Raw genomic sequence first — 23,511 nt, 5'->3', positions numbered from 1 at the left:
CTCAGGCCACCTGCCAACGGCCACAGAGGAATTCGCGGTTGACCGCCGATTCCACGAACCGCCACTCCGAGCGGATCGGCAGGACGCGTGAGCCTCCGCCGAGCGTGCACGGCGCGTAGCTGACGATCATCTCGTCGACCAGCCCCGCGGAAACGAACTGCGCGGCCACCTCTCCGCCGCCGACCACCCACACGTCCTTACCCGCCGCCGCGGACACCAGCGTCGGATGCAGTTCGGTCACCGCTCCGTCGAAGGTCTGCACGGGGTGTCCCTCGGCGATGATGTGGGAACGGTGTGTCATCACCCACGTCGGCTGGGTGTACATCCATTCGCCGGGCTGGTTTTTCACAATCCACTCGTAGGTGGCCGAACCCATCACCAGCGCACCGACGGTGGCGGCGAACGCGTCGTAGTGGAACGGCCCGTCGGGGTCGATGTCGCGGTGGATCAGCCAGTCCAGGCTGCCGTCCTCGTCGACGATGTAGCCGTCCAGGCTCGACGCGGTGTAGTACACGGTCGCCATCAGTGCCTCCTCATCCAGTCCAACGGGTCACCCGGTCCGGCGGCCACGCCCATGCCGGCGAGCATGGACCGCGCCAGTGCGCGCCGGTGCGCCGAGAAGGTGAGCACGTGCGCCACGATCCCGTACAGCTGGAAGGACTCGGGCGGGTCGCAGAGCGCGTCGATCACGGTGTCGCCCATCCGTCCGGCGGTGGAGTACTCCGCAATCATTGCCGCCCAATGCTTTCCGATGTCATCGTGCTGAACGGCCAGCTGCTCTGCCGTCGTGGACCCGTCGCGGGCGGGGAGATCCCGGCCCTCGACGGTGGCCAGCCAGACCACCTTGTTCCAGACCAGCGCCCGCAACACCGCACCGACGCTGGGTTCGGGCCCGTCCCAGTCGAGGACCACCTGACCCGGTGCGACCTCGCGGCGCCACTGCTCGTCGGTCAGCTCACACGCCCGCTCGATCAGGTGGGCCGTGTCGGCGATGTCATGGGCCACCATGAGCCGGCCCGGGTCGGGCGACTTGCTGCTGCCGTCGCCGTCGAGCCACAGCGACTGTGGCGGATGGAAGTGCAGACCGTTGGGTGCGGGCACCCGGAACTCGACGTCCCCGGCGCGCGACGGGGGTACGCCGAACGTGCGGCGGAACGCGCGGGAGAACACCTCCGGTGACGACCACCCCTCGTCGGCGGCGACGGCGGAGACGGTTTCGCCGCGGCGCAGCCGCCACGCGGCGCGTTCGAGCATGATCCGGCGGCGCAGCGCGGCCGGTGGCTCGCCGGTGAGCCGGCGCACCTCGCGCGAGAAGTGGAACTCCGAGGCGTGAGTGCTGCGCGCCATGTCACCCACGTCGGGATTGTCCGCGTCGACGACGGCGTCGAGCAGTTCCCGCAGGCGATCCCGCCGCGCCGGTGTACTCACGAAACCGAGTATGGCCGCCGCGTACCCAAAGGGACATGACGATTCCTGCTGCACCGAACCGCGAGCTCAGCTGTCGAGTACCTCGTGCACCCGCGTCTCCAGTTCTGCCCGGTCACCGAGGTCGGCCAGGTCGATGCCGAACCGATCGCCGAGCGTGTCGAGAACCTGTGCGGCGCTGTCGAAGCGGACCCGCTCGGTGCCGTCGGCGCGGTGTACCGCGAGGTGGCGACCGCGCAGGTTCCAGCGGGCGTCGTCGGTCACCAGCGCTGCGGCCAGGCCGACCACGAAACCGGAGGCGGGATGCGTCGAGACGTACCAGCTGCCGACCTCGAGGTCGATCAGGGGCTGCGGCCGGTCGGTGAACAGGTACAGCGGTTGCCATCCGCCCCGGATGCACGCTTCGAGCACATACCTCTCGCCGTGTTCGCGGATCCGGTACGGCTCGTGCCGCGTGGTCTGCTCGACACCGATGTCGAAGCGGATCGCCGACGACAGCGTCTGCCCACCGAAGCCGACGTCGACCAGGAACCGCCCGGCCATCTCCGGCACCGTGACCGCCAACAACTGGTGGGTCTGCGCGGGCAGAGTGTCGTCGCCGCGCATCCACACGACCCGCCCGGCGAGCCGCTCGACCCCGAAACCGAGGTCCTCCAGCACGTAACCCATGAGCCCGTTGTGTTCGTAGCAGTAGCCGCCGCGCCTGCGGTGCACGAGCTTGTCGGTGAGCGCGGCGGCGCTGAGGTCGGCGACGGGGATGGCGAGCAACGGGTCGAGATTCTCGAACGGGATCGTCCGGTTGTGTGCGGCGATCAGCGCGTGCAGGGTCTCGACGGTGGGATCGGCCGTGCCCCGGTAACCGATCCTGGTGAAGTACGCCGGTGTGTCGGTCATGTCACCATGTTGGGCCCTCAATCGCGGTTGAGGTCAACTCCCGCTTTCTTTTCCGGTGTCATCGCGCCGGAACGGGTAACCCCCCTCTACGCGTCTCGACAACCGGGACACCGACACACGAGGGACACACCATGAGCGCGGGCGACAAGGCGAAGAACAAGCTGCAGCAGCTGCAGGGCCGGATGCGGGCCGCCACGGGCAGCGCCATCGGCGATCGGAACATGCAGGCGCGGGGCCGCGGCGACGAGCGGATGGCGCATCTCAAGGACGCCGGCGAGAAGGTCAAGGACGCATTCCGTTCGCGCCGGCGGCCACGCGGATACTGAGCAGGTCACCCCTCGGTGACGGATGAGACCGGCGCCGCCGGCGCGGTTCGCACCGCCACGAATCACCGGGGGGCACAGCTCGCGGCACGCACCGGCTATCTGATCAACGGCGTGCTGCACCTGCTGATCGCCTACATCATCTTCCGCATCGCGATCGGCTCCGGCCAGGGCGACGCCGATCAGTCGGGTGCGCTGGCCACGCTCGCCGAGACCAAGGGCGGGTTCCTCGCGCTCTGGGGCGTCGCGGTGGCGCTCGTCCCGCTGACGCTGTGGCGCCTGGCGGAGACGGTGCTCGGCCTGCATCCCAACGAGCACCACGACCCCCATCCTGACCCCGACGACTTCCTGATGGTCAACCGCCTCAAGGCACTCGGACTCGCTCTGGTGTACGCCGCGGTCGCCTCGATGGCCGTCCAGTTCGCGCTCGGCGGCCGCGATTCGAGCGCCGAGCGAACGATCGGGCTGAGCACCTGGCTGATGCGCACCCCGGAGGGTAAGGCCGTACTCGCGGTGATCGGTCTCGGCGTCATGGCCGTGGGGTGTTACTTCGCCTACAAGGGGGCATCGCGCCGGTTTCGCGATGACCTGACCATCTCCGGCGGGCGCCTGCTCACGGTGCTGGGGGTCTGCGGACACGTCGCGGAAGGGCTGGTGCTCGCGGGCGCCGGCGCTCTGGTCGTGGTCGCGTCGGTACGGGCCGATCCCTCCAAGGCCACCGGACTCGACGGTGCGGTCAAAGCGCTCGGCCAAGCGCCGTTCGGCTCCGTGTTGATCGGGGTCGCCGCGGCGGGCTTCGCCGCGTACGGGTTGTACAGCTTCGCGCTCACCCGCTACGCGCGGATGTGAGAGTCAGCTGGGCGAGACACCTTCGGTGACTTGGCCGTTGTGCTCGGCGGTCTCGACACGATGTACGCCGGGCGACTCGGGCAGTTCGTGGCGCCCGCCGGCGGACCGTCGTCGCAGCAGCCAGACCACACCGGCGACGGTGGCCACACCGGTGATCACCAGCGTCGGCCACATCGCGAGCTGCGCCAGCCACAGGCGGCGCTGCACTTTGAGGATCCGCTGTTGGGCGTGCCGGAGTCGAGTCACCGTGTCCATGCCGTCACTGTGCCCAAGACCGGCGATCCGAAAACCCGGTGTCGAGAATCGTCGTGGTGACCGCGACGATCTGCGGTGCGGCCGGTGCGGAGGCGAAACCGAAAGCCACGGGCGGTGACAGCGGCCGCAGCGCCCCCAGGTCGGTGTCGCGGTACCGCCCCGCCACCGAGATGACCCGGCGGGAGCGGCGCACCCCGTAGTACTCCCGGCGGCCATTGCCCGCCGTCCCTGCGGTGTGCACACCGCGAACCAGGCGAGACGCAACCGGATCGACGGCCCGCAGCCACCACGGCGCCGTCGCAACCCTGTCCGGCACCAGCCGTAGCAGCCGGTCCAGTGGCGCCGGTGCACCGATGCCGACATCGAGGTCGAGGCCAGCACTGCGCACCCGCAGCAGATCGGAGTCGAGTGTCGCGGCCACCGGCCCGATTTCGACGCGGTCGAAGTGGTAGGTCGAGGCGACGAAGCCCGCGACCGCGTCGTTGGGGGCCAGCAGCACCCGCTGCTCGTCAGGTTGTTGCACCATCACGTCGGTGAAACCGCCGAACGGTGACGCCTGCCAGCGGCCGACCACGATGCGCACCCCGGCGGCGGTCCCGAATCCGGCGATGTGCCCGGCGAATACGTGCTTCAGCGGCCGGTCCCCTCAGGCGTCGTCGTCAGCACCGTCGTCGTCAGTTGTGTCGGTGGTGTCGGAGGCCGTGGTGTCGTCGTCAGTGGTGTCGGAGGCCGTGGTGTCGTCGTCAGTGGTGTCGGCGGTGGAGTTTCCGGATGCGTCTGCACCGTCCTTCTTGTCGTCGCCCTCGTCCTGGGCCGCCGTCCTCCGGCCCGCCCGGGTGGTGGCCGCATCCTCGTCGGAATCGTCGTCCTCCTGTGCGCCGCGGGTTTTCGACGCGCTGGTGTCCGGGTCCTCGTCGTCGGCCTCGGTGGTACGGCCGGTGCTGATTCCGGGGTTGCCGGCGTAGCGGATGCCGACGTTGAATGCGCCGACGGTGTAGTCCCCGGTGTTGAAGAAACCGACATTGCCGACGCCGGTGTTGCCCACACCGAAGTTGAAGGCACCGGTGTTGAACAACCCGACGTTGTAGGAACCGCTGTTGCCCGCGCCGAAGTTGCGTTCGCCGCCGTCGTTGTCGAACCCGACGTTGAAGTTGCCGTCGTTGTCGCCACCGATGTTGAAGTCGCCGGTGTTGTCGTAACCGATGTTGAAGCCGCCGGAGTTGCCGGTGCCGATGTTGAAGTCACCGTCGTTGGCGCCGCCGATGTTGAAGTCGCCGGTGTTGTTGACGCCTGCGTTGAACAGGCCTTCGTTGCCGTATCCGAGGTTGGGGGTGCCCGTGAGCAGGCTGAGCTGGATTCCCGGCCGGCCCTCTTCGGGGTCCAGGCCGCCGAGATCCGGAACCGAGATCTGCGCGGCCACGTCCGGCTCCGGCGTTGGCGCCACGAACGCCGCCCCGACCGCCACCGACCCGGCCGGCACGATCGCCGCCGGTTGGTTCACCCGAGGCACCGGCGAGGTGGCCGCCATCGGCGCGACAGTCGTATCGGCCCGCGTCGGGTCGACGACGGCAGTGTTCGACCCGGTGACGATCAGGCCCGCGCTCGCGAGGGACACACCGGCGATGAGATAGGAACGGGCGGAGACTTTCATGGTCACTCCTGGGCAAGTGCGGGACAAGCGGCTGATGACCGTGAGGTTCACCGGCCGCTGTGCGCACAAACTCCCGGAGTGCTGACGAGAGTCTTACGTGCCGCTCAGGGGCGCCCGCACGACGGCGTCTGGTTCGCGACGCCGTGTCGCAACGGCGTATACGCTTCCGCCGCGGTCGATTCCTGCACCGTCTATCCGCGCGGCGTCGGTGTCACACCGGGAGCCTTCGACGGATCCCCGCCGGACGGCTCGGCTCCGTTGTGCAGTTCCTTGAGGCGGGCGTGCAGGATCTCGAGCACCGGGATGCGGTTGCCGTGTTCGGTCTCGTGGTCGAACAGCTGCTGCAGCTGCGGTTCCTCGAGGGACCGGATGCGGTGCCGAATATCCGACAACGATGTCTGGTCGTAGTCGGCCAGCGGGAGTTCGTCGCGATCAGCCATGCGCCAGGGGTTCCCGCCCCGCCCGTGCGGTAATCGCACCCGCGCCCGGCGGTTGGATAAAGCGCCGCCACGCTGGGTACCATCAAAACTAGAACACGTTTCAATTCGACCCCGAGGGGGAGCCGTGCCGTCGTCGGACATCGCGAAATGGGATCCGGGCTTCACCGAACGGGTGATGAGCGTGCTGCGGCCGCTGCTCAAGACTTATCACCGCGCCGAGATGCGAGGAATCGAGTCGTTCCCGGAGGCAGGTGGGGCGCTGGTGGTGTCGAACCACTCGGGTGGCCTGTTCGCGATGGACGTGCCGGTCTTCGCGGCCGGGTTCTACGAACAGTTCGGCTACGACCGGCCCGTCTTCACACTGTCGCACGACCTGATCCTGACCGGGCCGACCGCCGAGTTCTTCACCAAGACCGGCTTCATCCGCGCCAACCACGAGAACGCCGACGAGGCACTGCGCTCGGGGGGTGTGGTGATCGTGTTCCCCGGCGGGGATTACGACGTGTACCGGCCCACGCTGGCCGAGAGCAAGATCGACTTCGGCGGGCGCACCGGTTACGTGCGGGCCGCGCTGAACGCAGGGGTACCGCTGGTGCCGACGGTCTCCATCGGCGGCCAGCAGAGCCAGTTCTACCTCAGCCGCGGTGAGTGGCTGGCCAAGACCATCCGGCTGGACAAGCTGCTGCGGGCCAAGATCCTGCCCATCTCCTTCGGCTTCCCGTTCGGGCTGTCCGCGGTGCTCCCGGTCAACCTGCCGCTGCCCACCAAGATCGTCACCCGGGTGTTGGCGCCCATCGACATCGTCGCGGAGTTCGGCGAGGACCCCGACGTCGACGAGGTCGACGCGCACGTCCGCCACGTGATGCAGCGTGCGCTCGACGAACTCGCCGCCGAGCGCCGCTTCCCGGTGCTGGGCTGAGGCGCGCGATGCAGCTGACCGACCGGCTCGGCGGTGCTCTCGGTCTGTTCGATGCGATGCGGCGTGCGCGGCTGATCGCGCCGCTGCGGCCCGACAAGTACGTGCGGATCGCGGCGGCGATGCGCCGCGAGAACATGGGCATCACATCCGGTTTCGCCAGCGCGGCCCAGCGGTGCCCGGATGCGCCGGGGCTGATCGACGAGCGCGGAACGCTGACGTGGCGCGAGATCGACCAGCGCAGCGACGCCCTGGCCGCCGCACTGCAGGCGCTTCCCGGCGGCGGGCCGAAGGTCATCGGCATCATGGCGCGCAATCACCGCGGTTTCGTGGAGTCGCTGATCGCGGCCAACCGGATCGGTGCCGACGTGCTGCTGCTCAACACGTCGTTCGCCGGGCCGGCGCTGGCCGAGGTCGTCGAACGCGAGGGTGTGGAGGCGGTGATCTACGACGAGGAGTTCTCCCCCACCGTGGACAGCGCCGTCGGCGGTGCCCGCATCACCCGGATCATCGCGTGGACCGACCAGCAGCCTGACAGCCTGACCGTGGAGTCGATGATCGCCGCGCATCGAGGGCAGAGCCCGCAACGCGCGCGCAGCAGGTCCCGGGTCATCCTGCTCACCTCCGGTACCACCGGATCGCCGAAGGGCGCCAAGCACTCCGGAGGAGGCCCGGAGATCCTCGGGGCGATCCTGCGCCGGACGCCGTGGCGGGCAGAGGAACCGGTGGTGATCGTCGCACCGATGTTCCACGCCTGGGGGTTCTCCCAGTTGGCGTTCGCCGCATCCCTGGCGTGCCCCATCATCACGCGCCGCAAATTCGATCCGGCGGCCACGCTCGCGTTGATCGACGAGCACCGCGCGACCGGGCTGATCGTGGTGCCGGTGATGTTCGACCGCATCATGGAACTGCCCGCCGACGTGCGGGCCCGCTACAGCGCCCGGTCATTGCGGTTCGCCGCCGCCTCGGGATCGCGCATGCGGCCCGATGTCGTCACCGCGTTCATGGACCAGTTCGGCGACGTCATCTACAACAACTACAACGCGACCGAGGCCGGCATGATCGCCACCGCGACACCGGCCGACCTGCGCGCCGCTCCCGATACGGCCGGAAAACCCGCCGAGGGCACCGAGATTCGCATCCTCGACCCCGAGTTCCGCCAACTCCCCGCCGGTGAGACCGGAAGCATCTTCGTGCGCAACTCCACCCAGTTCGACGGGTACACCTCCGGTTCCACGAAGGACTTCCACGACGGGTTCATGTCTTCCGGGGATCTGGGCTACCTCGACGAGGCCGGCCGGTTGTTCGTCGTCGGGCGCGACGACGAGATGATCGTCTCCGGCGGTGAGAACGTCTACCCGATCGAAGTCGAGAAGACGCTCTCGGCCCACCCCGAGGTGGCCGAGGCGTTGGTCATCGGGGTGGACGACGAGCAGTACGGACAGCGACTCGCGGCGTTCGTGGTTTTGACTGCGGGCGCATCGGTTATCCCCGAGGAACTGAAACAGCACGTCCGAGAGAATTTGGCGAACTACAAAGTGCCCAGAGACATCACGGTGCTCGACGAGCTGCCGCGCAACAGCACCGGCAAGATCGTCCGGCGTGACCTGCAGTCCCGTGCCGCCGATGCCTAAGCCCCGGCCGCTGCTCGCGACGAGCTTCGAAGCGCTCAACGCGGCCAACGGCGTACAGCCGCTGGGCCGCAAGGGTTACGTCACCATTCCGACGTTCGCGTTCGGCTGGCCGACCTCCGAACTCGCGCCCCTGTACCTGACCGGTTCGGTGCTCGACGCCGTCCGCCGCGGGCTACAGGGCCAGTTCACGAGCCGCACCGGCCGCGCCGCGCTGGTGCTCAAGGTCATCACGTGGGGTCTGCTGGTCTTCATCCAGCGGCGAAACGTCAAGTCGCAACCGTTCTTCGAGGCCGGACTTCGTGAAGCGCTCGGCGAGGACTACGTGTCGGTGGCCGCGGAGTCCCAACCCGCACGCCGCCGCGGTGGCGTCTTGCGGACCGGGTGGTCGCGGCGGCGCTACGTCGAGAAGACGGGCACCGTCCGCTACGGCCCGCACCAGGCGAACACCGCGGACATCTGGCGGCGCAGCGACCTCCCGCGCGACGGGCGCGCGCCGGTGCTGTTGCAGGTGCCCGGCGGGGCCTGGGCCATCGGAATGCGCCGCCCGCAGGCCTATCCGCTGCTGAGCCACCTCACCGAACGCGGCTGGATCTGCGTGTCGATCGGCTACCGGATCAGCCCGCGACACACCTGGCCCGCGCACATCGTCGACGTCAAGCGGGCGTTGGCCTGGATCAAGGAGAACATCGCCGACTACGGCGGCGACCCGGATTTCGTGGCGATCAGCGGGGGTTCGGCCGGCGGCCACCTCACGGCGCTGGCGGCACTCACTCCCAACGATCCGCAGTGGCAGCCCGGTTTCGCCGACGCCGACACCTCGGTCCGCGCCGCCGTGCCGGTCTACGGCCGCTACGACTGGTTCTCGGCCGACGGGGAGGGCCGGCCGCAGTTCATCGCGTTTCTGCAGAAGTTCGTGGTCAAGAAGCCGTTCCTCGGCAACCGCCGCGACTACCTGGAGGCCTCCCCCATCACGAAGATACGACCCGACGCGCCACCGTTTTTCGTGCTGCATGGCGAGGACGACTCGATCATCCCCGTTCCGGAAGCCCGCGAATTCGTCGAGGAACTCCGCAAGGTGTCGACATCACCGGTGGCGTATTCGGAGATCCCGCACGCACAGCACGCCTTCGACTTCTACGGTTCGCCGCGCGGCCACTACACCGCCGAGGCCATCGAACGCTTCCTGTCGTGGGTGCACGCGCAGCGGGGCTGACCCGCTACTGCGCCATCGCCGTCTCGACCACCGTCAGTTCCTCGGGAAGCCCTGCGGCTGAACGGATCTCGACGAAGGCATCGATCATCGCGTCGGTGAGTTCGTGGGGGTCGTCCACGGTCGCGCCGTCGGACAGCACGGAGATGTTGAGCTGGTCGACGTAGCTCCACACCGTGATGTTGAGGCCGCTGCCCGTGGTCAGCGGACCGACCGAATAGATTTCGGTGACCAGCGCACCGCCCACCCGGCCCCGTTCGCGCGGACCCGGCACGTTGGAGATCGGCAGGTTGAGCACCTTGTTCTGGCCGTCCTTGTTGGCCAGCCACCGGAACAGCGCCTCGGCCGGCGCGGGCGGGAAGTACGACGACCACCGGCTGACCAGTTCGGGGCCGATCAGATGGTGCCCCTCCTTGGCTGACGCGGCTGCGTTGTGGCACTCCTGCACCCGCTGCAGCGGATCCTCGATGTGGACGGGGATGCACACCAGCACACCGGTGAAGTAGTTGCCCGAAATGCGTTCCCGGCTGAAGTCGAAGCTCACCGGAACCGACGCCAGCAGCGGGTGTTCGGCGTGACCGTCGTAGCTCAGCAACAGCTTTCGCAGCGCACCGGCCGAGATGGCCAGCACCAGATCGTTGAGCGTCACACCGAGATGTTTGGCGGTCTGTTTGATGTCCGTGAGAGCCAGTGTGGCAGTGGCGAACTTGCGGACCCCGTCGACCTTGTGATTCATGAACGTCGGGGGCGGGGTGAACGGCCGGGTCAACTCGGGTGAGAGTTTGCGGCTGCTGTGCCGGACCCGCTGCAGGCCCTGCGCGGTGTAGCGCCAGTTCGCCGGCAGCTTGCCGATCTGGCGCAGGTGGTCGCGGAACGCCGTGCGGACCAACTCACCTGGGCCCGGCGCCGGATCGGTGGCGTAGGAATCGCGGTCGTGTTGTGGACCGCTCTGCAGATCCATGCCGCGGGCCATCAGGTTGGCCGAGGCGATACCGTCGGCCAGAGCGTGGTGGATCTTGCCCAGTACCGCGATCCGGCCGTCGGCCAGGCCCTCGATGAAGTACATCTCCCACAGCGGCTTGGTGCGGTCCAGCGGGGTGCTGGCGATGCGGCCGACCGCCTCGTCGAGCTCTCGGCGCCCGCCGGGGCTGTCCACCCGGTACGGGCGGACGTGGTACTCGAGGTCGACCTCACAGTTCTCCCGCCACATGGGGTGGTGGAACTTGAACGGGATGTCGACCAGTTCGTAGCGGAACGGGTCGAGTTTGTAGAGCCGGCTGTGGATGACCTGCCTGAATTCCTCGACGCCGAAGTTGCGGTCCCCCAGATCGTCGAGCTGGATCACCGCCAGCTTGAGGGTGTGCATGTGCACCGTGGGGGTTTCGCTGTACAGCAGAAACGCATCCCACCCGCTGAGCCGTTTCACGTAGAAGCCTCCTCCTGTCCCGGAGGCGTCTATATAACCTCTCGCGCGCCGACCAGGGTCCGGTTTCGATGGATCTGTGTCAAGAACAACCCGATCGCGGTGGCCATGGACCCGGTGCGTGCACCGTCGATCATGTCGAAACCGTGGCCTGCGCCTGGCAATTCCATGTAGCTGACCACCGATTTCGACTTCGCGCGGAGCTTCTCGACGAAGCTGCGGGCCTGCCACACCGGGATCACGCTGTCACCGCTGCCGTGGATGACCAGGAAGGGTGGCGCCTCCGGATGCACCTGCGCCATCGGCGAGGCCTTGCGGAACAGTTCGGGATGCCGAGACATCTTGCGCTTCACCACGACCCGTTCGAGGAAGTCGATGAACCGGGCCCGCTCGGCGGTGGAGCGATCCTCCCAGTCGTACCGGCCGTAGATGCCGACCACGGCGTCCACCGAGGTGTCCGACCCCTCAGGCAGCTCGGATTGCATCTCGGGGTTGTTGATCGTCAGCCCGGCGAGTGCGGCGAGGTGACCGCCGGCCGACGTGCCGGCGATCGCGACGAAGTTGCGGTCGCCGCCGTACTTGTCGACGTTGGCCCGCGCCCATGCGATCGCGGTCTTGACGTCGTTCAGATGGGCCGGCCACGGGTTGTGCGGCGCCACCCGGTAGTCGATCGACACACAGACCCAGCCCATCTCGGCCAGGTGTGACATCAGGGCGTAACCCTGCAGGAGACGGCTGCCGTGCACCCATGCCCCACCCGGGACGAACACCAGCACCGGGGCGGGTTCGGTCGGCAGCTCCTTCGGACGCCACACGTCGAGCAGCTGGGAAGGCAGCGGGCCGTAGCGCACCGAGGACTTGTGGACGTTGCGGCGATGCTCGAACGTCTTCCACAGCGGCGGCGCCTTCTCCGGCGCCGGCCATTCGATCGCCAGGTCCGCCGCGGGCACCACACCTCGCAGTGCCTCGTTGGACACGGCGTGCGTCAGGTCGCGCTCGTGCTGGCGAACCTCCGCGTTATTGGGGTCGAACCACGATTTGGCGGATGCGGAGAGGAGTTCGGGCATCTGCCGGTATCCCCACACCCCCATCGCGGCCAGCGCGCCGAGTGGTTCGAGGTGCTTGCCGATGACCGGTAGCGACGCCGAGGCGACGCTCATCGCCAGCATGCGGTCCGCGGGCTTGGCGTTGAGCAACCACCTTGCGCGCGACCAGATCGTCGGACCGGGGTACCGGGTGTCCGGTCGTACCGTCATGGCGCGACTGTACCCCTGTAGCGAACTTCCAAACGACAAGATCGCGAACTTGTCTACCCATCCGTGGATGGCTGGTTTGTAATGTCGCTCACACCTGCGCTGACCGGGCGGTTTCGGTCAGCGCCCCTCGCCCCTCCCCCTTCGCCGAGACCGCTGGGAGATCACCGAATCGGCCGACGCGGCGATCTCCCCGCAGTTTCGGCGCATTCGGGGTGGCGTGATCGCGTCCGTCGCGCATTTCCTGCCAGCGGTCGGTCAATCACTGCCAACGGGATGGATGGCGCTGACCTGCAGGTTGTTGCAGTCAGACCGGCCAGGAAAACCCTCCAGACCGAACGGACACGAAGAGGTACGAAAATGAACAAGTTCGGATTCGCCACCATCATCGCCGGCGGACTGGCCACCGGATTCCTCGGATTGGCCGCCCCCGCGCAGGCCGCCCCCGCCGGACCGGGCAACGCCCAGGACGCGATCAGCTCGCTCGATGACCGCGGCTACGACGTTCGCGTCAGCCAGCAGGGCATGAACAAGCCTCTCGACCAGTCCAGCATCGTCTCGGTGCGCTACGACAACGACGACCGCATCGTCTACGTCACCACCCGCTGACCAATACACGACCAAGGGGCGCCCCACCCGGGGCGCCCCTTTTCGTATTGACACTGCGATGACGGCTCAGAAGTTCGAGTAGCGAAGCCTCGAGCGCAGAGTCAACGCGCGCAACGCAGCCTCGGCGTCGTTTGCGTGCGGTAATACTGATCGGATGCCGGACACATCGACGTCCTCACACGGCGCGCACAACCCCGACTTCCACCCCGACCTCCGCAAGGTCGCCCGCTACATGCCGCGACAGGTCGTCACCCCGGTCACGCTGCCCGTCATCCGGATGGTCACGAGGCTGCAGGGGAAGCGCACTCCGGCCGACGTCGAGGAACTGACGCTCAACTCGGGCGTCAAGGTGCGGCTCTTCCGCCCTACCGGCGTGCCGGTGCCCGCACCCGCACTGCTGTGGATTCACGGCGGCGGCTATATCCTCGGCACCGCCGCACAGGATGACGAACTGTGCCGCCGGTTCGCTCGTCAGCTCGGAATCACCGTTGCCTCAGTGGATTACCGGTTAGCGCCCGAGAGTCCCTACCCCACACCGGTCGAGGACTGCTACGCGGCGCTGACCTGGTTGGCCCGCCTGCCGGCGGTCGATCCGCAGCGGGTGGCGATCGGCGGGGCCAGCGCCGGCGGCGGACTGGCCGCTTCACTCGCTCTACTGACCCGCGACCGCGGCGAATTACAGCCTGTGGCACAGCTTTTGGTGTATCCGATGATCGACGACCGCACCGTCGAGCGCCGCGGCTTGGACAACCCCGGCCACCGGCTGTGGAATCAGGCCAGCAACCGGTTCGGCTGGTCGGCCTATCTCGGTGAGGCCGATCGGGACGTCGCGGTGCCTGCCCGCCGCGAGGACCTCGCGGGGTTGCCACCGGCATGGATCGGGGTCGGCACCCTGGACCTGTTCCATGACGAGGATCTGGCCTACGCCGAGCGGCTGAGGGCCGCCGGCGTGCCGTGCCAGGTCGAGGTGGTCCAGGGCGCCTTCCACGGATTCGATGGAGTCCTGCCGAAGGCCGATGTGTCGCGGGCGTTCTTCCGAAGCCAGTGCGACACGCTCCGGCAGGCCTTCACCGACCGGTACTAGTCGCGAATCTCCGCATCCTCGAAATGGGTGCGGCCGATCATCTCGTAGCGGGACGTGTCGCGGAACTTGAGGTACGCGGCCAGCGCGGCACCGACGACGAACAGTCCCACCACGATCCACGGCGTCACCTGGAACAGCAGAGTGCCCGACGCCGTACCCGCCGCGGACTCCTTGTGCTCCCAGAGCAGATAGACGACGTAGAGCATGCCCAGCCCGCCGAGCAGGGGTGCGAGGAACGTCTTGAACCAGTGCGCGCTCGACGGATGGTTCTTGTGGAAGTGGAAGTACGCGATGACGGCGAAGGCGCACAGCGACTGCACGATCAGGATCGCCATGGTGCCGAGAATCGCCAGCAGCGTGTACATGTGCACGTAGGGATCCATGCCCGCAGCCCAGAACGCCAGGATGATGACCAGAGTGATGCCGGTCTGCACGAAGGACGCGATGTGCGGCGACCCGTGCGTGGGGTGCGTCGCACCGAGCGTGTTCTGCAGCCGGCTCGACAGTCCCTCACGACCGAGCGCGTAGAGGTACCGGGAGGCGCAGTTGTGGAACGCCATACCGCACGCGAACGAACCCGTCACCAGCAGGATGTTGAACAGCGTGATGGCCCACTCGCCGTAGGTGGTGCGCACAGGCCCGAAGAAGATCTCCGACGACGTGCTGGCATCCTGCGCGAGCTCGACGGACTTCGACGTACCGGTGCCCGCGATCGCCATCCAGGACACGAACACGTAGAACAGGCCGACGCCCAGAACCGAGATCATGGTGGCACGCGGGATGATCCGCTTCGGGTCCTTGGACTCCTCGCCGTACATCGCCGTGGACTCGAAGCCGACCCACGACCAGAACGCGAAGAACAGGCCGAGGCCCGCGCTGGCGCCGGCGATCGCGGCCGGAGTGAACGCGCCGATGGGGTTCAGCGTCTCGGCCACCGCGAAGCCGTCGGGGCCGCCGCCCTGGAACAGCACGGCGAACGCCCCGAGCGCGAGCATGATGATCTCGGTGACCAGGAAGACACCGAGGACCTTCGCGGTCAGGTTGACGTCGAAGTAGGTCAGGATCGCGTTGAGCGCCAACATCAGTAGCGCGGGCACGACCCAGTGGATGTCGACGCCGAACTGCGTCGACAGGAAGTTCTTGAAGAAGAACGAGAAAATGCCGATCAGCGACGCTTCGAACACGACGTAGGCCATCGTGATCAGCAGACCGCTGGCCATCCCGACGATGCGGCCCAGCCCATGGCTGATGTACCCGTAGAAGGCGCCGGTGGCGGTGATGTGCTTGGCCATGGTCGCGTAGCCGATCGCGAACAGGCCGAGCACGATGGTTGCGACAAGATAGCCGGCGGGGGCGTGCGAACCGTTTCCGAAACCGACGGCGATCGGCACGTTGCCGACCATTGCGGTGATCGGCGCTGCGGTGGCTACCGCCATGAAGATCACGCCGAGCGTGCCCACGGCGTTACGCTTGAGTCGTTGCACGCCCTGAGCTGGCGTTTTCTCTGGTGTAACGGCTTGATCCGTCATCTACGGGATGCCTTCCTGCTTGCCAAGGGGAGGCCTGTGTGGCCTGAGCCACATCTGGACCGCTACGTATATTGGCACTACCAATACATCCCCGCAACCGGTGGAGCGAACCATTGACATAAATGGTTCAGACCTTTTACGGTGGGCCGCGTGTACGACTACGGCACGTTCTCGTTCGAGTCCAAGGCTCAGGTGCTGGATCGGGCGAAGGCGTTCTGGAATCCGGACAAGACTCAGTTCTGGACCGACGCCGGCGTGGACCTGGTCATCGACCGCAGGGAGGACTACTTCCTCTGGGACATGAGCGGCCGGCGGCTCATCGACATGCACCTCAACGGCGGCACTTACAACCTCGGACACCGCAATCCCGAAGTGATGCAGGCTGTTTCGCAGGGCATGGAGATCTTCGACGTCGGTAACCACCACTTCCCGTCGGTGGCGCGCACCGCGCTGGCGCAGCGACTGGTCGAGACCGCCCCCGATTCGATCAGCAAGGTGGCGTTCGGATCGGGCGGCGGCGAGGCGATCGACATCGCGCTCAAGAGCGCCCGCCACGCCACCGGACGCCGCAAGATCGTCTCGATCATCAAGGCCTACCACGGTCACACCGGGCTGGCCGTCGCCACCGGCGACGAGCGGTTCGCCAAGCTGTTCCTCTCCGACCGGCCCGACGAGTTCATCCAGGTGCCCTTCGGTGACGTCGCCGCGATGGAGCAGGCGCTGTCGGGTAACGACGTCGCGGCAGTCATCATGGAGACCATCCCCGCGACGTACGGGTTCCCCCTTCCCCCACCGGGTTATCTCGAAGCGGTCTACGCGCTGGCCCAGAAGTACGGCTCCCTCTACATCGCCGACGAGGTCCAGACCGGGCTGATGCGCACCGGCGAACTGTGGGCGATCACCAAACACGGGATCGAACCGGACATCCTCGTCACCGGCAAGGGACTCTCCGGCGGCGTCTACCCGATCACCGCGGCACTGCTGGGTGAGCGGGCCTCGCAGTGGCTCCACCAGGACGGGTTCGCCCACATCTCCACCTTCGGCGGCGCCGAACTCGGGTGCGTCGCGGCGATCAAGACCCTCGAGATCACCACCCGGCCCGAGGTGCGGTCGATGGTGCACTACATCGCCGACATCTTCGACACCGGACTGCGCCGGATCCAGGCGGACTACCCGGACTGGTTCATCGGCATCCGGCAGAACGGTGTGGTGATCGGGTTGGAATTCGACCACCCCGAAGGCGCCAAGTTCGTGATGCGCGAACTCTACGAGAACGGGGTGTGGGCGATCTTCTCCACGCTCGATCCCCGTGTGCTGCAGTTCAAACCGGGCCTGCTGCTCGGGCGTGACCTGTGCGAGGACGTGCTCGACCGACTGGAGGTCGCGGTGGGCCGGGCGATGACCACGGCCAGGAAGGGAAGACCGTGACGGAGTTTGCGCCAGGGCGAGCGGAGCGACGGGAGTTTGCTTCAGCGGGCCACCTGCTCGAGCGCGCCCGGTGGGCCGCGCGGGCATACGCCGACTACGACCAGGCCGCCGTCGCGGCCGTCGTCACCGCGGTCGCCGACACCGCCTACGGTGCCGCCGAACGCTTCGCCGCCGAAGCCGTCGCCGAGACCGGTATGGGCGTCGTCGCCGACAAGGTGATCAAGAACCAGGCCTGCTCGCGCGGCATCGTCGACTACTACCGCGGCCAGGATTACGTCTCCCCGCGGGTGGACGCGGTCAACAAGATCGTCGAAATCCCGCGTCCGGCAGGCGTTGTGCTGGCCCTGACCCCGACCACCAACCCCGTCTCCACGATCTACTTCAAGGTGCTGCTGGCACTGATGACGCGCAATGCCGTCGTCGTCGCACCGCACCCGCGGGCCAAACGGTGTTCCGCTGATGCCGTCCAGCTGCTCGCCGACGCCGCGGTCGCCGCGGGAGCGCCCGACGGCATCGTCCAGGTGGTCGAGGAGCCGTCGATCCCGCTAATCGAGGCGTTGATGGCCGACGAACGCACCGACGTCATCGTGGCCACCGGCGGCACCGGCGTGGTGCGAGCCGCGTATTCGTCGGGCACCCCGGCGCTCGGCGTCGGACCCGGCAACGTGCCCGTCCTCGTCGATGCGAGCGCCGACATCAACGCCGCCGCCAAGCGCATCGTCGACAGCAAGGCGTTCGACAACTCGGTGCTGTGCACCAACGAATCGGTGCTGATCGCCGAGGAGTCGATCGCGGGCGCCCTGCGCTCGGCGCTCACCCGCGCCGGTGCGCACATCCTCGACGCCGAGGCCACAGAACGCCTGCGCGCCTACATGTTCGCCGATGGTCAGCTCAACACCGATGTCGTAGGCCGCGACGCCGCGTGGATCGCCGCACAGGCCGGCATCCGCGTGACACCCAAGACGCGGGTGCTCGTCGCTCCGTTCGAGGACGTGATCAGCGAGGAGATGCTGGCCCACGAGAAGCTCTCGCCGGTCATCGGCATGACAACCGTGCCCGACGCGGCACGCGGGATCCGCGCCGCCCGGGCGGTGGTGCGCATCGGCGGCGCCGGCCACTCCGCGGCGATCCACAGTGAGAACCCCGCCGTCGTCACCGAATTCGCCACCCAGGTTCCGGTGCTGCGGGTGTCGGTCAACGTCGGTAGCAGCACCGGCAGCTCGGGCCTGGAGACGAACCTGGCGCCGTCGATGACGATCGGCACCGGTTTCATCGGCCGCAGCTCCATCGGCGAGAACCTGCGCCCCGACAACCTGATGAACTGGGCCCGCATCGCCTACAACAGTGCTCCCGGTGTGGTCATGCCGAATTTTGCCGGGGTCGACCCCTGGCGTTCGCCGGCAGACCCGGTGCCCGAATACCCCAGACCCTCCAACGATCGCGGCACACCACCGGTGTCCCCGTCCCGCGGCGCCCAGGCTCGCCGCCCGGCCGACCCGGGCATCGAGGCGCTGCGTGCCGAACTGCGGGCGCTGGTCGTCGAAGAGCTCGCACAATTGATCAAGAGGTGAGTCGTGGCTGAACTGCGTTCCTTCATCTTCATCGACCGGCTGCAGCCGCAGACGATGTCGTACCTGGGCACCTGGATCAAGGGTGCGCTGCCGCGGGCGAACATGGCCGCCCAGATCATCGAGGTCGCGCCCGGTCTGGACATCGAGGGCGTCACCGACGTCGCGCTCAAGCATGCGGAGGTCAAGGCCGGAATCCTGGTCGTCGAAAGACAGTTCGGCTATCTGGAGTTCCACGGTGAGACGGGTGCGGTCAAGGCCGCCGCCGATGCTGCGCTCGAATCCTTGGGCCAGGAGCTCGATTCCGCGGTGCGGCCCACGATCCTCGCGTCGCGCATCATCTCCAGCATCGACCATCAGCACGCATTCCTGATCAACCGCAACAAGATCGGGTCCATGGTGCTGGCCGGCGAATCGCTGTTCGTCCTCGAGGTCGCCCCCGCGTCGTACGCGATCCTGGCGACCAACGAAGCCGAGAAGGCCGCCGACATCAAGGTCGTCGACTTTCGGATGATCGGCGCCACCGGCCGGGTCTACCTGTCGGGCAGCGAGGCCGACATCCGCCAGGCTGCCGAGGCGGCCCAGGACGCCCTCGCCCGGAGCACCGCATGAGCACCCTCGACCCCGCCGAATTGCGCGCTCTGGTACGCGAAGTCGTCCGCGATGCGGTCAAGGACCTCGCCATCGCCCCGAAGGGCGCGCCCAAGGCCGTGCCCCCGCCACCACCCGTGCTGACGGTGGCTGACCAGTTCGGCGTCACGCCGAGCGGTCCGCTTGCCGCCGATCAGAAACACCGGGCCGAGTCGGTCCGGCTGACCACCGACCGCGAGCTGGACGCCTTCGTCCGCACATTGCTCAGACTCTTCGAAAACCCCAAGACCCGCGCCGATCTCAAGGCGGGCAGGCTGACTTTCCGGCTCGCCGGCGCGGGAACCAACGGGCACGGGACGCCCGGCCGTGCGCAGACCCAGCGCATCGACAGCGGCGCCGTCACCGAACGGCACATCGCCGATGTCGCGGCCGCCGGGGCCGGGCTGGTGCTCGGCCCGCGGGCGGTGCTGACGCCGCTGGCACGCGAGAAAGCCAGGGCACTCGGGGTGTCGATCGAGAAGGAGCGCAGATGATAGCCGCGACCGTGACCGGAAACGTGTGGTCGACCCGCCGGATCGACGGCATCCCTGCCGGCGCGTTCCTGGAAGTCGAGGTCGACGGGTCCGGCGGCCGGATGATCGCCTTCGACGTGCTCGGCAGCGGTGTGGGCGAGCGGGTGCTGATCGCACAGGGCTCGGTCGCCGCCAACTGGTTCACCGGGACCCCGCCACCCGTCGATGCACTCATCATCGGATCCATCGACGACCCCAGCTCCGCAGAAGGTCAGACAGAGAGATAGAGGAGAAGAACAATGGCCAGCAACGCAATCGGTCTCATCGAGACCAAGGGCTACGTCGCAGCATTGGCCGCGGCCGACGCCATGGTGAAGGCCGCCAACGTCACCATCACCGATCGCCAGCAGGTCGGTGACGGCCTCGTCGCCGTCGTCGTCACCGGTGAGGTGGGTGCGGTCAAGGCGGCCACCGAGGCCGGCGCCGAAGCGGCGTCCCAAGTCGGCGAGCTCATCAGCGTCCACGTCATCCCGCGGCCGCACAGCGAGCTCGGGGCGCACTTCGCCGTCTCCGCTCAGTAAACCCCCTGCCGCACCATCTCGTAAGGAAGTGACGGCCATGGCCGCGACGGCTTCGGAGACGCGTACCGACATCCGCGTCTACCTGCTGGTTGAGGATCTCCAACGGCAGTTCGCCGCCTATCTCGGCACGCCGACCCGCGCCAGGGGATACCCGCCCTACGCGGGTGAGCACGCGCTCATCGTCGAGGTGTCCCCGGCGCTGGCCATCGAGCGGGTGATCGACCTGGCGCTGCGAGAGGTACCGGGCATCCAACCCGGAATCCTCTACGTGGAGCGGCAATTCGGTGTCCTGGAGATCCACTCCGCCAATCTGTCCGATGTCCGTCGCGCCGGCGAGGCGATCCTCACCGGCACCGGGAACAAGGCCAGCGACCAGCTACGGCCGCGGGTCCTCTACCACGACATCATCACCGACATCACCGATCAGCACGCGGTGATCCTCAACCGCAACCGGCAGGCGTCGATGATCCTGCCGGGACAGTCCCTGCTGGTCTACGAGATGACGCCGGCTCTGTTCGCGGCGGTGGCCGCGAACGAGGCCGAACGTGCCGCGCCGGGGCTTACGGTGGTCGACGTGCAGATGATCGGTGCGGCAGGCCGCCTCTACATCGGCGGCTCGGTCGCCGACGTCACCACCGCCCGGGACCGCATCACGTCGGTGCTCGCCGCGATCGAAGGGCGAGATCACTGATGGCGGAGGTCATCGCCGATGACATCGACGTGGCCGAACGCGCACTCGCCGACTACGACCTGCCGCCGAACTCCACCCTGCAATTGCTGAACCTGTCCGAGAACGCCACCTATCTGGTCGAGGACGCCGACAGCGGCGCGAAGTCGATTCTGCGCGTGCATCGCCGGAACTATCACCACCCGCACGAGATCGAATCCGAACTCGACTGGCTCGAGGCGCTGCGCCGCGACAGCGATGTCACGGTCCCGACGGTGCTGCCCACGCGTGACGGTCGGCGGGTGGTGACCGTCGACCACAACGGAACAGACCGGCACATCGTGCATTTCGGTATGGTCGGCGGCGCGGAACCCGACGAGGGATCGGTCACGCTCGACGATTTCCGGACCCTCGGAAAGATCACCGCGGCGCTGCACGACCACGCACGGTCGTGGACCCGGCCCGCCGGCTTCGGGCGGTTCGCATGGGACTGGGAGCACTGCCTCGGCGAGAACGCCCGCTGGGGACGGTGGCGCGACGCCGAGGGCGTCGGGCCCGAGGAAGCCCACCTGCTCGAACGCGCGCAAGATCTGCTGCAGCGGCGGCTGTCCGAGTACGGCGCCGGGCCGGACCGTTACGGCCTCGTCCACGCCGACCTGCGGTTGGCCAACCTGCTGGTAGACCCGCCCACGATCACGGTCATCGACTTCGACGACTGCGGATTCGGTTGGTTCTTCTACGATTTCGGCGCCGCGGTCTCGTTCATCGAAGACGATCCGGCGCTTCCCGAATGGCAGGCCTCCTGGGTCGAGGGCTATCGAAGCCGGCGCCCGATGACCCCGGCCGACGAGGACATGCTGGCCTCGTTCGTCTTCCTGCGGCGACTGCTGCTGCTCGCCTGGATGGGCACCCACAGCCACTCCAGGGAATCGAAGACCAAAGCCATCAGCTACGCCGCGGGCAGTTGCGCGCTCGCCGAACGGTATCTCAGCACCAACGGTCAGCGACTCGTCTGACCGCCCACCCTCCTCATCTTTAGGACACACATGTTCACCTCACTGCAGGGCCGTTCCGCGATCGTCACCGGCGGCAGCAAGGGCATCGGCCGGGGCATCGCCGAGACTTTCGCCGACGCCGGCGTCGACGTGCTGATCACCGGTCGCACACAGGCCGATATCGACACCACGGTCGCCGAGCTGAGCGGAAGGGCCGGCACCGTCAGCGGCCTGGCCGCCGACGTGGCGGATCCGGCCGACTGCCGCCGCGCGGTCGACACGGCCGTCGAGCGGCACGGTGGACTCGACATCGTCTGCGCCAACGCCGGTATCTTCCCGTCCGGCCGGCTCGAGGAACTCACCCCCGAGGACATCGAGCAGGTGCTGTCGGTGAACTTCAAGGGCACCGTGTACATCGTGCAGGCCGCGCTCTCGGCGCTCGCGGCCAGCGGCCACGGCCGCGTCGTCGTCACCTCGTCGATCACCGGACCCGTCACGGGGTACCCCGGCTGGTCGCACTACGGTGCGAGCAAATCCGCCCAGCTCGGCTTCATCCGGACGGCAGCAATGGAGTTGGCGCCCAAGCGCATCACCATCAACGCGGTGCTGCCCGGCAACATCATCACCGAGGGCCTGGTCGACATGGGCGAGGATTACATGAACCAGATGGCGGCGGCGATCCCCGCCGGGCGGCTGGGCGGCGTCGCCGACATCGGCAACGCCGCACTGTTCTTCGCCACCGACGAGGCGGCCTACATCACCGGCCAGAGCCTCATCGTCGACGGCGGGCAGATCCTTCCGGAATCGCATCAGGCGATGGCGGAGCTGTAGCCCGGCCCGCCGAGGTTCGGCCGCTAGAATTGGTTCTACCAAATCACCGCGACAGGGGAGGTCAGCCGGTGCCGACGCACAGCGAAGAGTTGCGGCGCCGGATCGTGTCCGACATCAACGCGGGTGCACCCGGGGCGAAGCTGGGCAGCGAACGCGACCTCGCCGAGCGGTACGGCACCAGCCGGTCGAGCCTGCGGCAGGTGCTGGCCGCCTTGGAGGAGGCCGGCATGGTCCACCGGGTGATCGGGCGCGCCGGCGGCATCTTCATCAGCCACGGGCAGGTCGAACGAAACCTCGCCGACGTCGTCGGCGTTCCCGCGTTCCTGGCGAATCAGGGGTACGTCGCCGGGACCCGGGTGCTGTCGACGAAGATCGCACCCGTCGACGAGGCCACCCAGGCCGCATTGCGGTTGCAGCCCAGCGATTTCGTGGTCGAGATCCAGCGGCTCCGGCTCGCCGACGGGTCGCCGATCTCGCTCGAACTCGCGCAGTTCCCCGCCGAGACGTTCCCCGGTCTGCTCGAACAGCAACTCGGCGGCTCGATCTACGAGATCCTGGAAAGCCGGTACGGTCTGGTGCCGGAACGTGCCGACGAACGCATCGAGGCCGTCACCGCCACCAGCAGCGAGGCGTCGCTGCTGGGGGTGAAGCCGAAATCCGCGCTGCTGCTGATCACACGCATCACCTATGACAGTGCCGGGACGCCGTGCGAATTCTCCCGCGACCTGTTCCGCGGTGACCGCATCTACCTCGCCGTCACCGCACAGGGCAGAGGCATCGGCAAGGGCCGGGACGCCAACACCGCGTCGGTGACGCTGCAGAGCCAACTCGCCGTCTGACCGG

At 67.7% G+C, this 23,511-nt stretch carries 27 protein-coding genes; 17 read left to right on the top strand and 10 right to left on the bottom strand.

Annotation, left to right across the window (positions count from 1 at the left end; all coding sequences use genetic code 11):
- Position 1 precedes the first annotated feature (1 nt).
- The 3 genes from I7X18_RS01425 to I7X18_RS01415 all read right to left on the bottom strand — a co-directional run bounded on the left by I7X18_RS01425 (position 2) and on the right by I7X18_RS01415 (position 2,319).
- A complete protein-coding gene (locus I7X18_RS01425) occupies positions 2-523 on the bottom strand; it encodes a dihydrofolate reductase family protein (RefSeq protein WP_193044902.1) in 522 nt (173 codons plus the stop codon).
- Positions 523-1,428: a helix-turn-helix domain-containing protein gene (locus tag I7X18_RS01420; protein WP_193044903.1), complete on the bottom strand. Its 906-nt coding sequence runs from the start codon at positions 1,426-1,428 to the stop codon at positions 523-525. The genes I7X18_RS01425 and I7X18_RS01420 overlap by 1 nt, the downstream gene beginning before the upstream one ends.
- 66 nt (positions 1,429-1,494) lie before the next feature.
- A complete protein-coding gene (locus I7X18_RS01415; protein WP_193044904.1) occupies positions 1,495-2,319 on the bottom strand; it encodes an arylamine N-acetyltransferase family protein in 825 nt (274 codons plus the stop codon).
- A gap of 131 nt (positions 2,320-2,450) precedes the next feature.
- Between I7X18_RS01415 and I7X18_RS01410 the strand changes: the two genes are divergently transcribed.
- Together I7X18_RS01410 and I7X18_RS01405 are read left to right on the top strand one after the other, a co-directional pair.
- Complete coding sequence (locus I7X18_RS01410) at positions 2,451-2,645, top strand: CsbD family protein (RefSeq protein ID WP_193044905.1); 195 nt, start codon at positions 2,451-2,453, stop codon at positions 2,643-2,645.
- 15 nt (positions 2,646-2,660) lie between these two features.
- On the top strand, positions 2,661-3,491 hold the full coding sequence (locus I7X18_RS01405; protein WP_193044906.1) for a DUF1206 domain-containing protein: 831 nt from the start codon (positions 2,661-2,663) through the stop codon (positions 3,489-3,491).
- Between the two features lie 3 nt (positions 3,492-3,494).
- Here I7X18_RS01405 and I7X18_RS01400 read toward each other — a convergent pair whose 3' ends face one another.
- From I7X18_RS01400 to I7X18_RS01385, 4 genes are all read right to left on the bottom strand, one after another.
- The gene (locus I7X18_RS01400) at positions 3,495-3,746 is read right to left on the bottom strand and encodes a hypothetical protein (protein WP_193044907.1); all 252 of its coding nucleotides are present in this window, start codon (positions 3,744-3,746) and stop codon (positions 3,495-3,497) included.
- 4 nt (positions 3,747-3,750) lie between these two features.
- A complete protein-coding gene (locus I7X18_RS01395; RefSeq protein ID WP_404822748.1) occupies positions 3,751-4,329 on the bottom strand; it encodes a hypothetical protein in 579 nt (192 codons plus the stop codon).
- 63 nt (positions 4,330-4,392) lie between these two features.
- Positions 4,393-5,397: a pentapeptide repeat-containing protein gene (locus tag I7X18_RS01390; RefSeq protein ID WP_193044908.1), complete on the bottom strand. Its 1,005-nt coding sequence runs from the start codon at positions 5,395-5,397 to the stop codon at positions 4,393-4,395.
- Positions 5,398-5,588: 191 nt separating this feature from the next.
- On the bottom strand, positions 5,589-5,837 hold the full coding sequence (locus I7X18_RS01385) for a DUF8129 domain-containing protein (protein ID WP_193044909.1): 249 nt from the start codon (positions 5,835-5,837) through the stop codon (positions 5,589-5,591).
- Positions 5,838-6,012: 175 nt separating this feature from the next.
- Here I7X18_RS01385 and I7X18_RS01380 point away from each other — a divergent pair, with 175 nt between their 5' ends.
- Genes I7X18_RS01380 through I7X18_RS01370 form a run of 3 tightly spaced genes read left to right on the top strand, consistent with a single transcriptional unit; the run spans position 6,013 to position 9,600 of the window.
- Positions 6,013-6,756 (top strand): 1-acyl-sn-glycerol-3-phosphate acyltransferase, encoded by a 744-nt coding sequence (locus tag I7X18_RS01380; protein ID WP_226863253.1) that lies wholly within the window; start codon positions 6,013-6,015, stop codon positions 6,754-6,756.
- Between the two features lie 8 nt (positions 6,757-6,764).
- Positions 6,765-8,387 carry an acyl-CoA ligase FadD12 gene (gene fadD12 / locus I7X18_RS01375; RefSeq protein ID WP_193044911.1) on the top strand — a complete coding sequence of 541 codons (1,623 nt, stop codon included), beginning with the start codon at positions 6,765-6,767 and terminating at the stop codon, positions 8,385-8,387.
- The gene (locus I7X18_RS01370; protein ID WP_193044912.1) at positions 8,380-9,600 is read left to right on the top strand and encodes an alpha/beta hydrolase; all 1,221 of its coding nucleotides are present in this window, start codon (positions 8,380-8,382) and stop codon (positions 9,598-9,600) included. Before fadD12 ends, I7X18_RS01370 begins: the two co-directional genes overlap by 8 nt.
- Before the next feature lie 4 nt (positions 9,601-9,604).
- Here the strand turns inward: I7X18_RS01370 and I7X18_RS01365 are convergent, their stop codons facing one another.
- A complete protein-coding gene (locus tag I7X18_RS01365) occupies positions 9,605-11,023 on the bottom strand; it encodes a WS/DGAT/MGAT family O-acyltransferase (protein ID WP_193044913.1) in 1,419 nt (472 codons plus the stop codon).
- Positions 11,024-11,052: 29 nt separating this feature from the next.
- Positions 11,053-12,276 (bottom strand): alpha/beta hydrolase, encoded by a 1,224-nt coding sequence (locus I7X18_RS01360; RefSeq protein WP_193044914.1) that lies wholly within the window; start codon positions 12,274-12,276, stop codon positions 11,053-11,055.
- Between the two features lie 357 nt (positions 12,277-12,633).
- Between I7X18_RS01360 and I7X18_RS01355 the strand changes: the two genes are divergently transcribed.
- Entirely contained in the window at positions 12,634-12,882 is a 249-nt protein-coding gene (locus tag I7X18_RS01355) for a hypothetical protein (RefSeq protein WP_193044915.1), read from the top strand.
- A 154-nt stretch (positions 12,883-13,036) separates the two neighbouring features.
- Positions 13,037-13,966 (top strand): alpha/beta hydrolase, encoded by a 930-nt coding sequence (locus I7X18_RS01350; protein ID WP_193044916.1) that lies wholly within the window; start codon positions 13,037-13,039, stop codon positions 13,964-13,966.
- Here the strand turns inward: I7X18_RS01350 and I7X18_RS01345 are convergent.
- Entirely contained in the window at positions 13,963-15,495 is a 1,533-nt protein-coding gene (locus I7X18_RS01345; RefSeq protein WP_193044917.1) for an APC family permease, read from the bottom strand. The genes I7X18_RS01350 and I7X18_RS01345 overlap by 4 nt on opposite strands.
- A 150-nt stretch (positions 15,496-15,645) precedes the next feature.
- Between I7X18_RS01345 and I7X18_RS01340 the strand changes: the two genes are divergently transcribed.
- The 10 genes from I7X18_RS01340 to I7X18_RS01295 all read left to right on the top strand — a co-directional run bounded on the left by I7X18_RS01340 (position 15,646) and on the right by I7X18_RS01295 (position 23,507).
- Entirely contained in the window at positions 15,646-16,923 is a 1,278-nt protein-coding gene (locus tag I7X18_RS01340) for a class-III pyridoxal-phosphate-dependent aminotransferase (protein WP_193044918.1), read from the top strand.
- Complete coding sequence (locus I7X18_RS01335) at positions 16,920-18,494, top strand: aldehyde dehydrogenase family protein (RefSeq protein WP_193044919.1); 1,575 nt, start codon at positions 16,920-16,922, stop codon at positions 18,492-18,494. The genes I7X18_RS01340 and I7X18_RS01335 overlap by 4 nt, the downstream gene beginning before the upstream one ends.
- Positions 18,495-18,497: 3 nt before the next feature.
- The gene (locus tag I7X18_RS01330) at positions 18,498-19,103 is read left to right on the top strand and encodes a BMC domain-containing protein (RefSeq protein ID WP_193044920.1); all 606 of its coding nucleotides are present in this window, start codon (positions 18,498-18,500) and stop codon (positions 19,101-19,103) included.
- Positions 19,100-19,615 (top strand): hypothetical protein, encoded by a 516-nt coding sequence (locus tag I7X18_RS01325; RefSeq protein ID WP_193044921.1) that lies wholly within the window; start codon positions 19,100-19,102, stop codon positions 19,613-19,615. The genes I7X18_RS01330 and I7X18_RS01325 overlap by 4 nt, the downstream gene beginning before the upstream one ends.
- Positions 19,612-19,881, top strand: coding sequence for a EutN/CcmL family microcompartment protein (locus I7X18_RS01320; RefSeq protein ID WP_193044922.1), 270 nt, complete (start codon positions 19,612-19,614; stop codon positions 19,879-19,881). Before I7X18_RS01325 ends, I7X18_RS01320 begins: the two co-directional genes overlap by 4 nt.
- A 12-nt stretch (positions 19,882-19,893) precedes the next feature.
- Positions 19,894-20,175 carry a BMC domain-containing protein gene (locus tag I7X18_RS01315; RefSeq protein WP_193044923.1) on the top strand — a complete coding sequence of 94 codons (282 nt, stop codon included), beginning with the start codon at positions 19,894-19,896 and terminating at the stop codon, positions 20,173-20,175.
- A gap of 37 nt (positions 20,176-20,212) precedes the next feature.
- A complete protein-coding gene (locus I7X18_RS01310) occupies positions 20,213-20,866 on the top strand; it encodes a microcompartment protein (protein WP_193044924.1) in 654 nt (217 codons plus the stop codon).
- Positions 20,866-21,858, top strand: coding sequence for a phosphotransferase enzyme family protein (locus tag I7X18_RS01305; protein ID WP_193044925.1), 993 nt, complete (start codon positions 20,866-20,868; stop codon positions 21,856-21,858). The genes I7X18_RS01310 and I7X18_RS01305 overlap by 1 nt, the downstream gene beginning before the upstream one ends.
- Positions 21,859-21,888: 30 nt before the next feature.
- Entirely contained in the window at positions 21,889-22,668 is a 780-nt protein-coding gene (gene fabG, locus I7X18_RS01300) for a 3-oxoacyl-ACP reductase FabG (protein ID WP_193044926.1), read from the top strand.
- 68 nt (positions 22,669-22,736) lie between these two features.
- Positions 22,737-23,507 carry a GntR family transcriptional regulator gene (locus I7X18_RS01295; protein ID WP_193044927.1) on the top strand — a complete coding sequence of 257 codons (771 nt, stop codon included), beginning with the start codon at positions 22,737-22,739 and terminating at the stop codon, positions 23,505-23,507.
- Positions 23,508-23,511 lie beyond the last annotated feature (4 nt).

The sequence above is a fragment of the Mycolicibacterium baixiangningiae genome, from assembly GCF_016313185.1.
Lineage (GTDB): Bacteria > Actinomycetota > Actinomycetes > Mycobacteriales > Mycobacteriaceae > Mycobacterium > Mycobacterium baixiangningiae.
The sequence above is the reverse complement of the archived record's forward strand: the minus strand, read 5'-3'. Positions and strand labels throughout refer to the sequence as shown.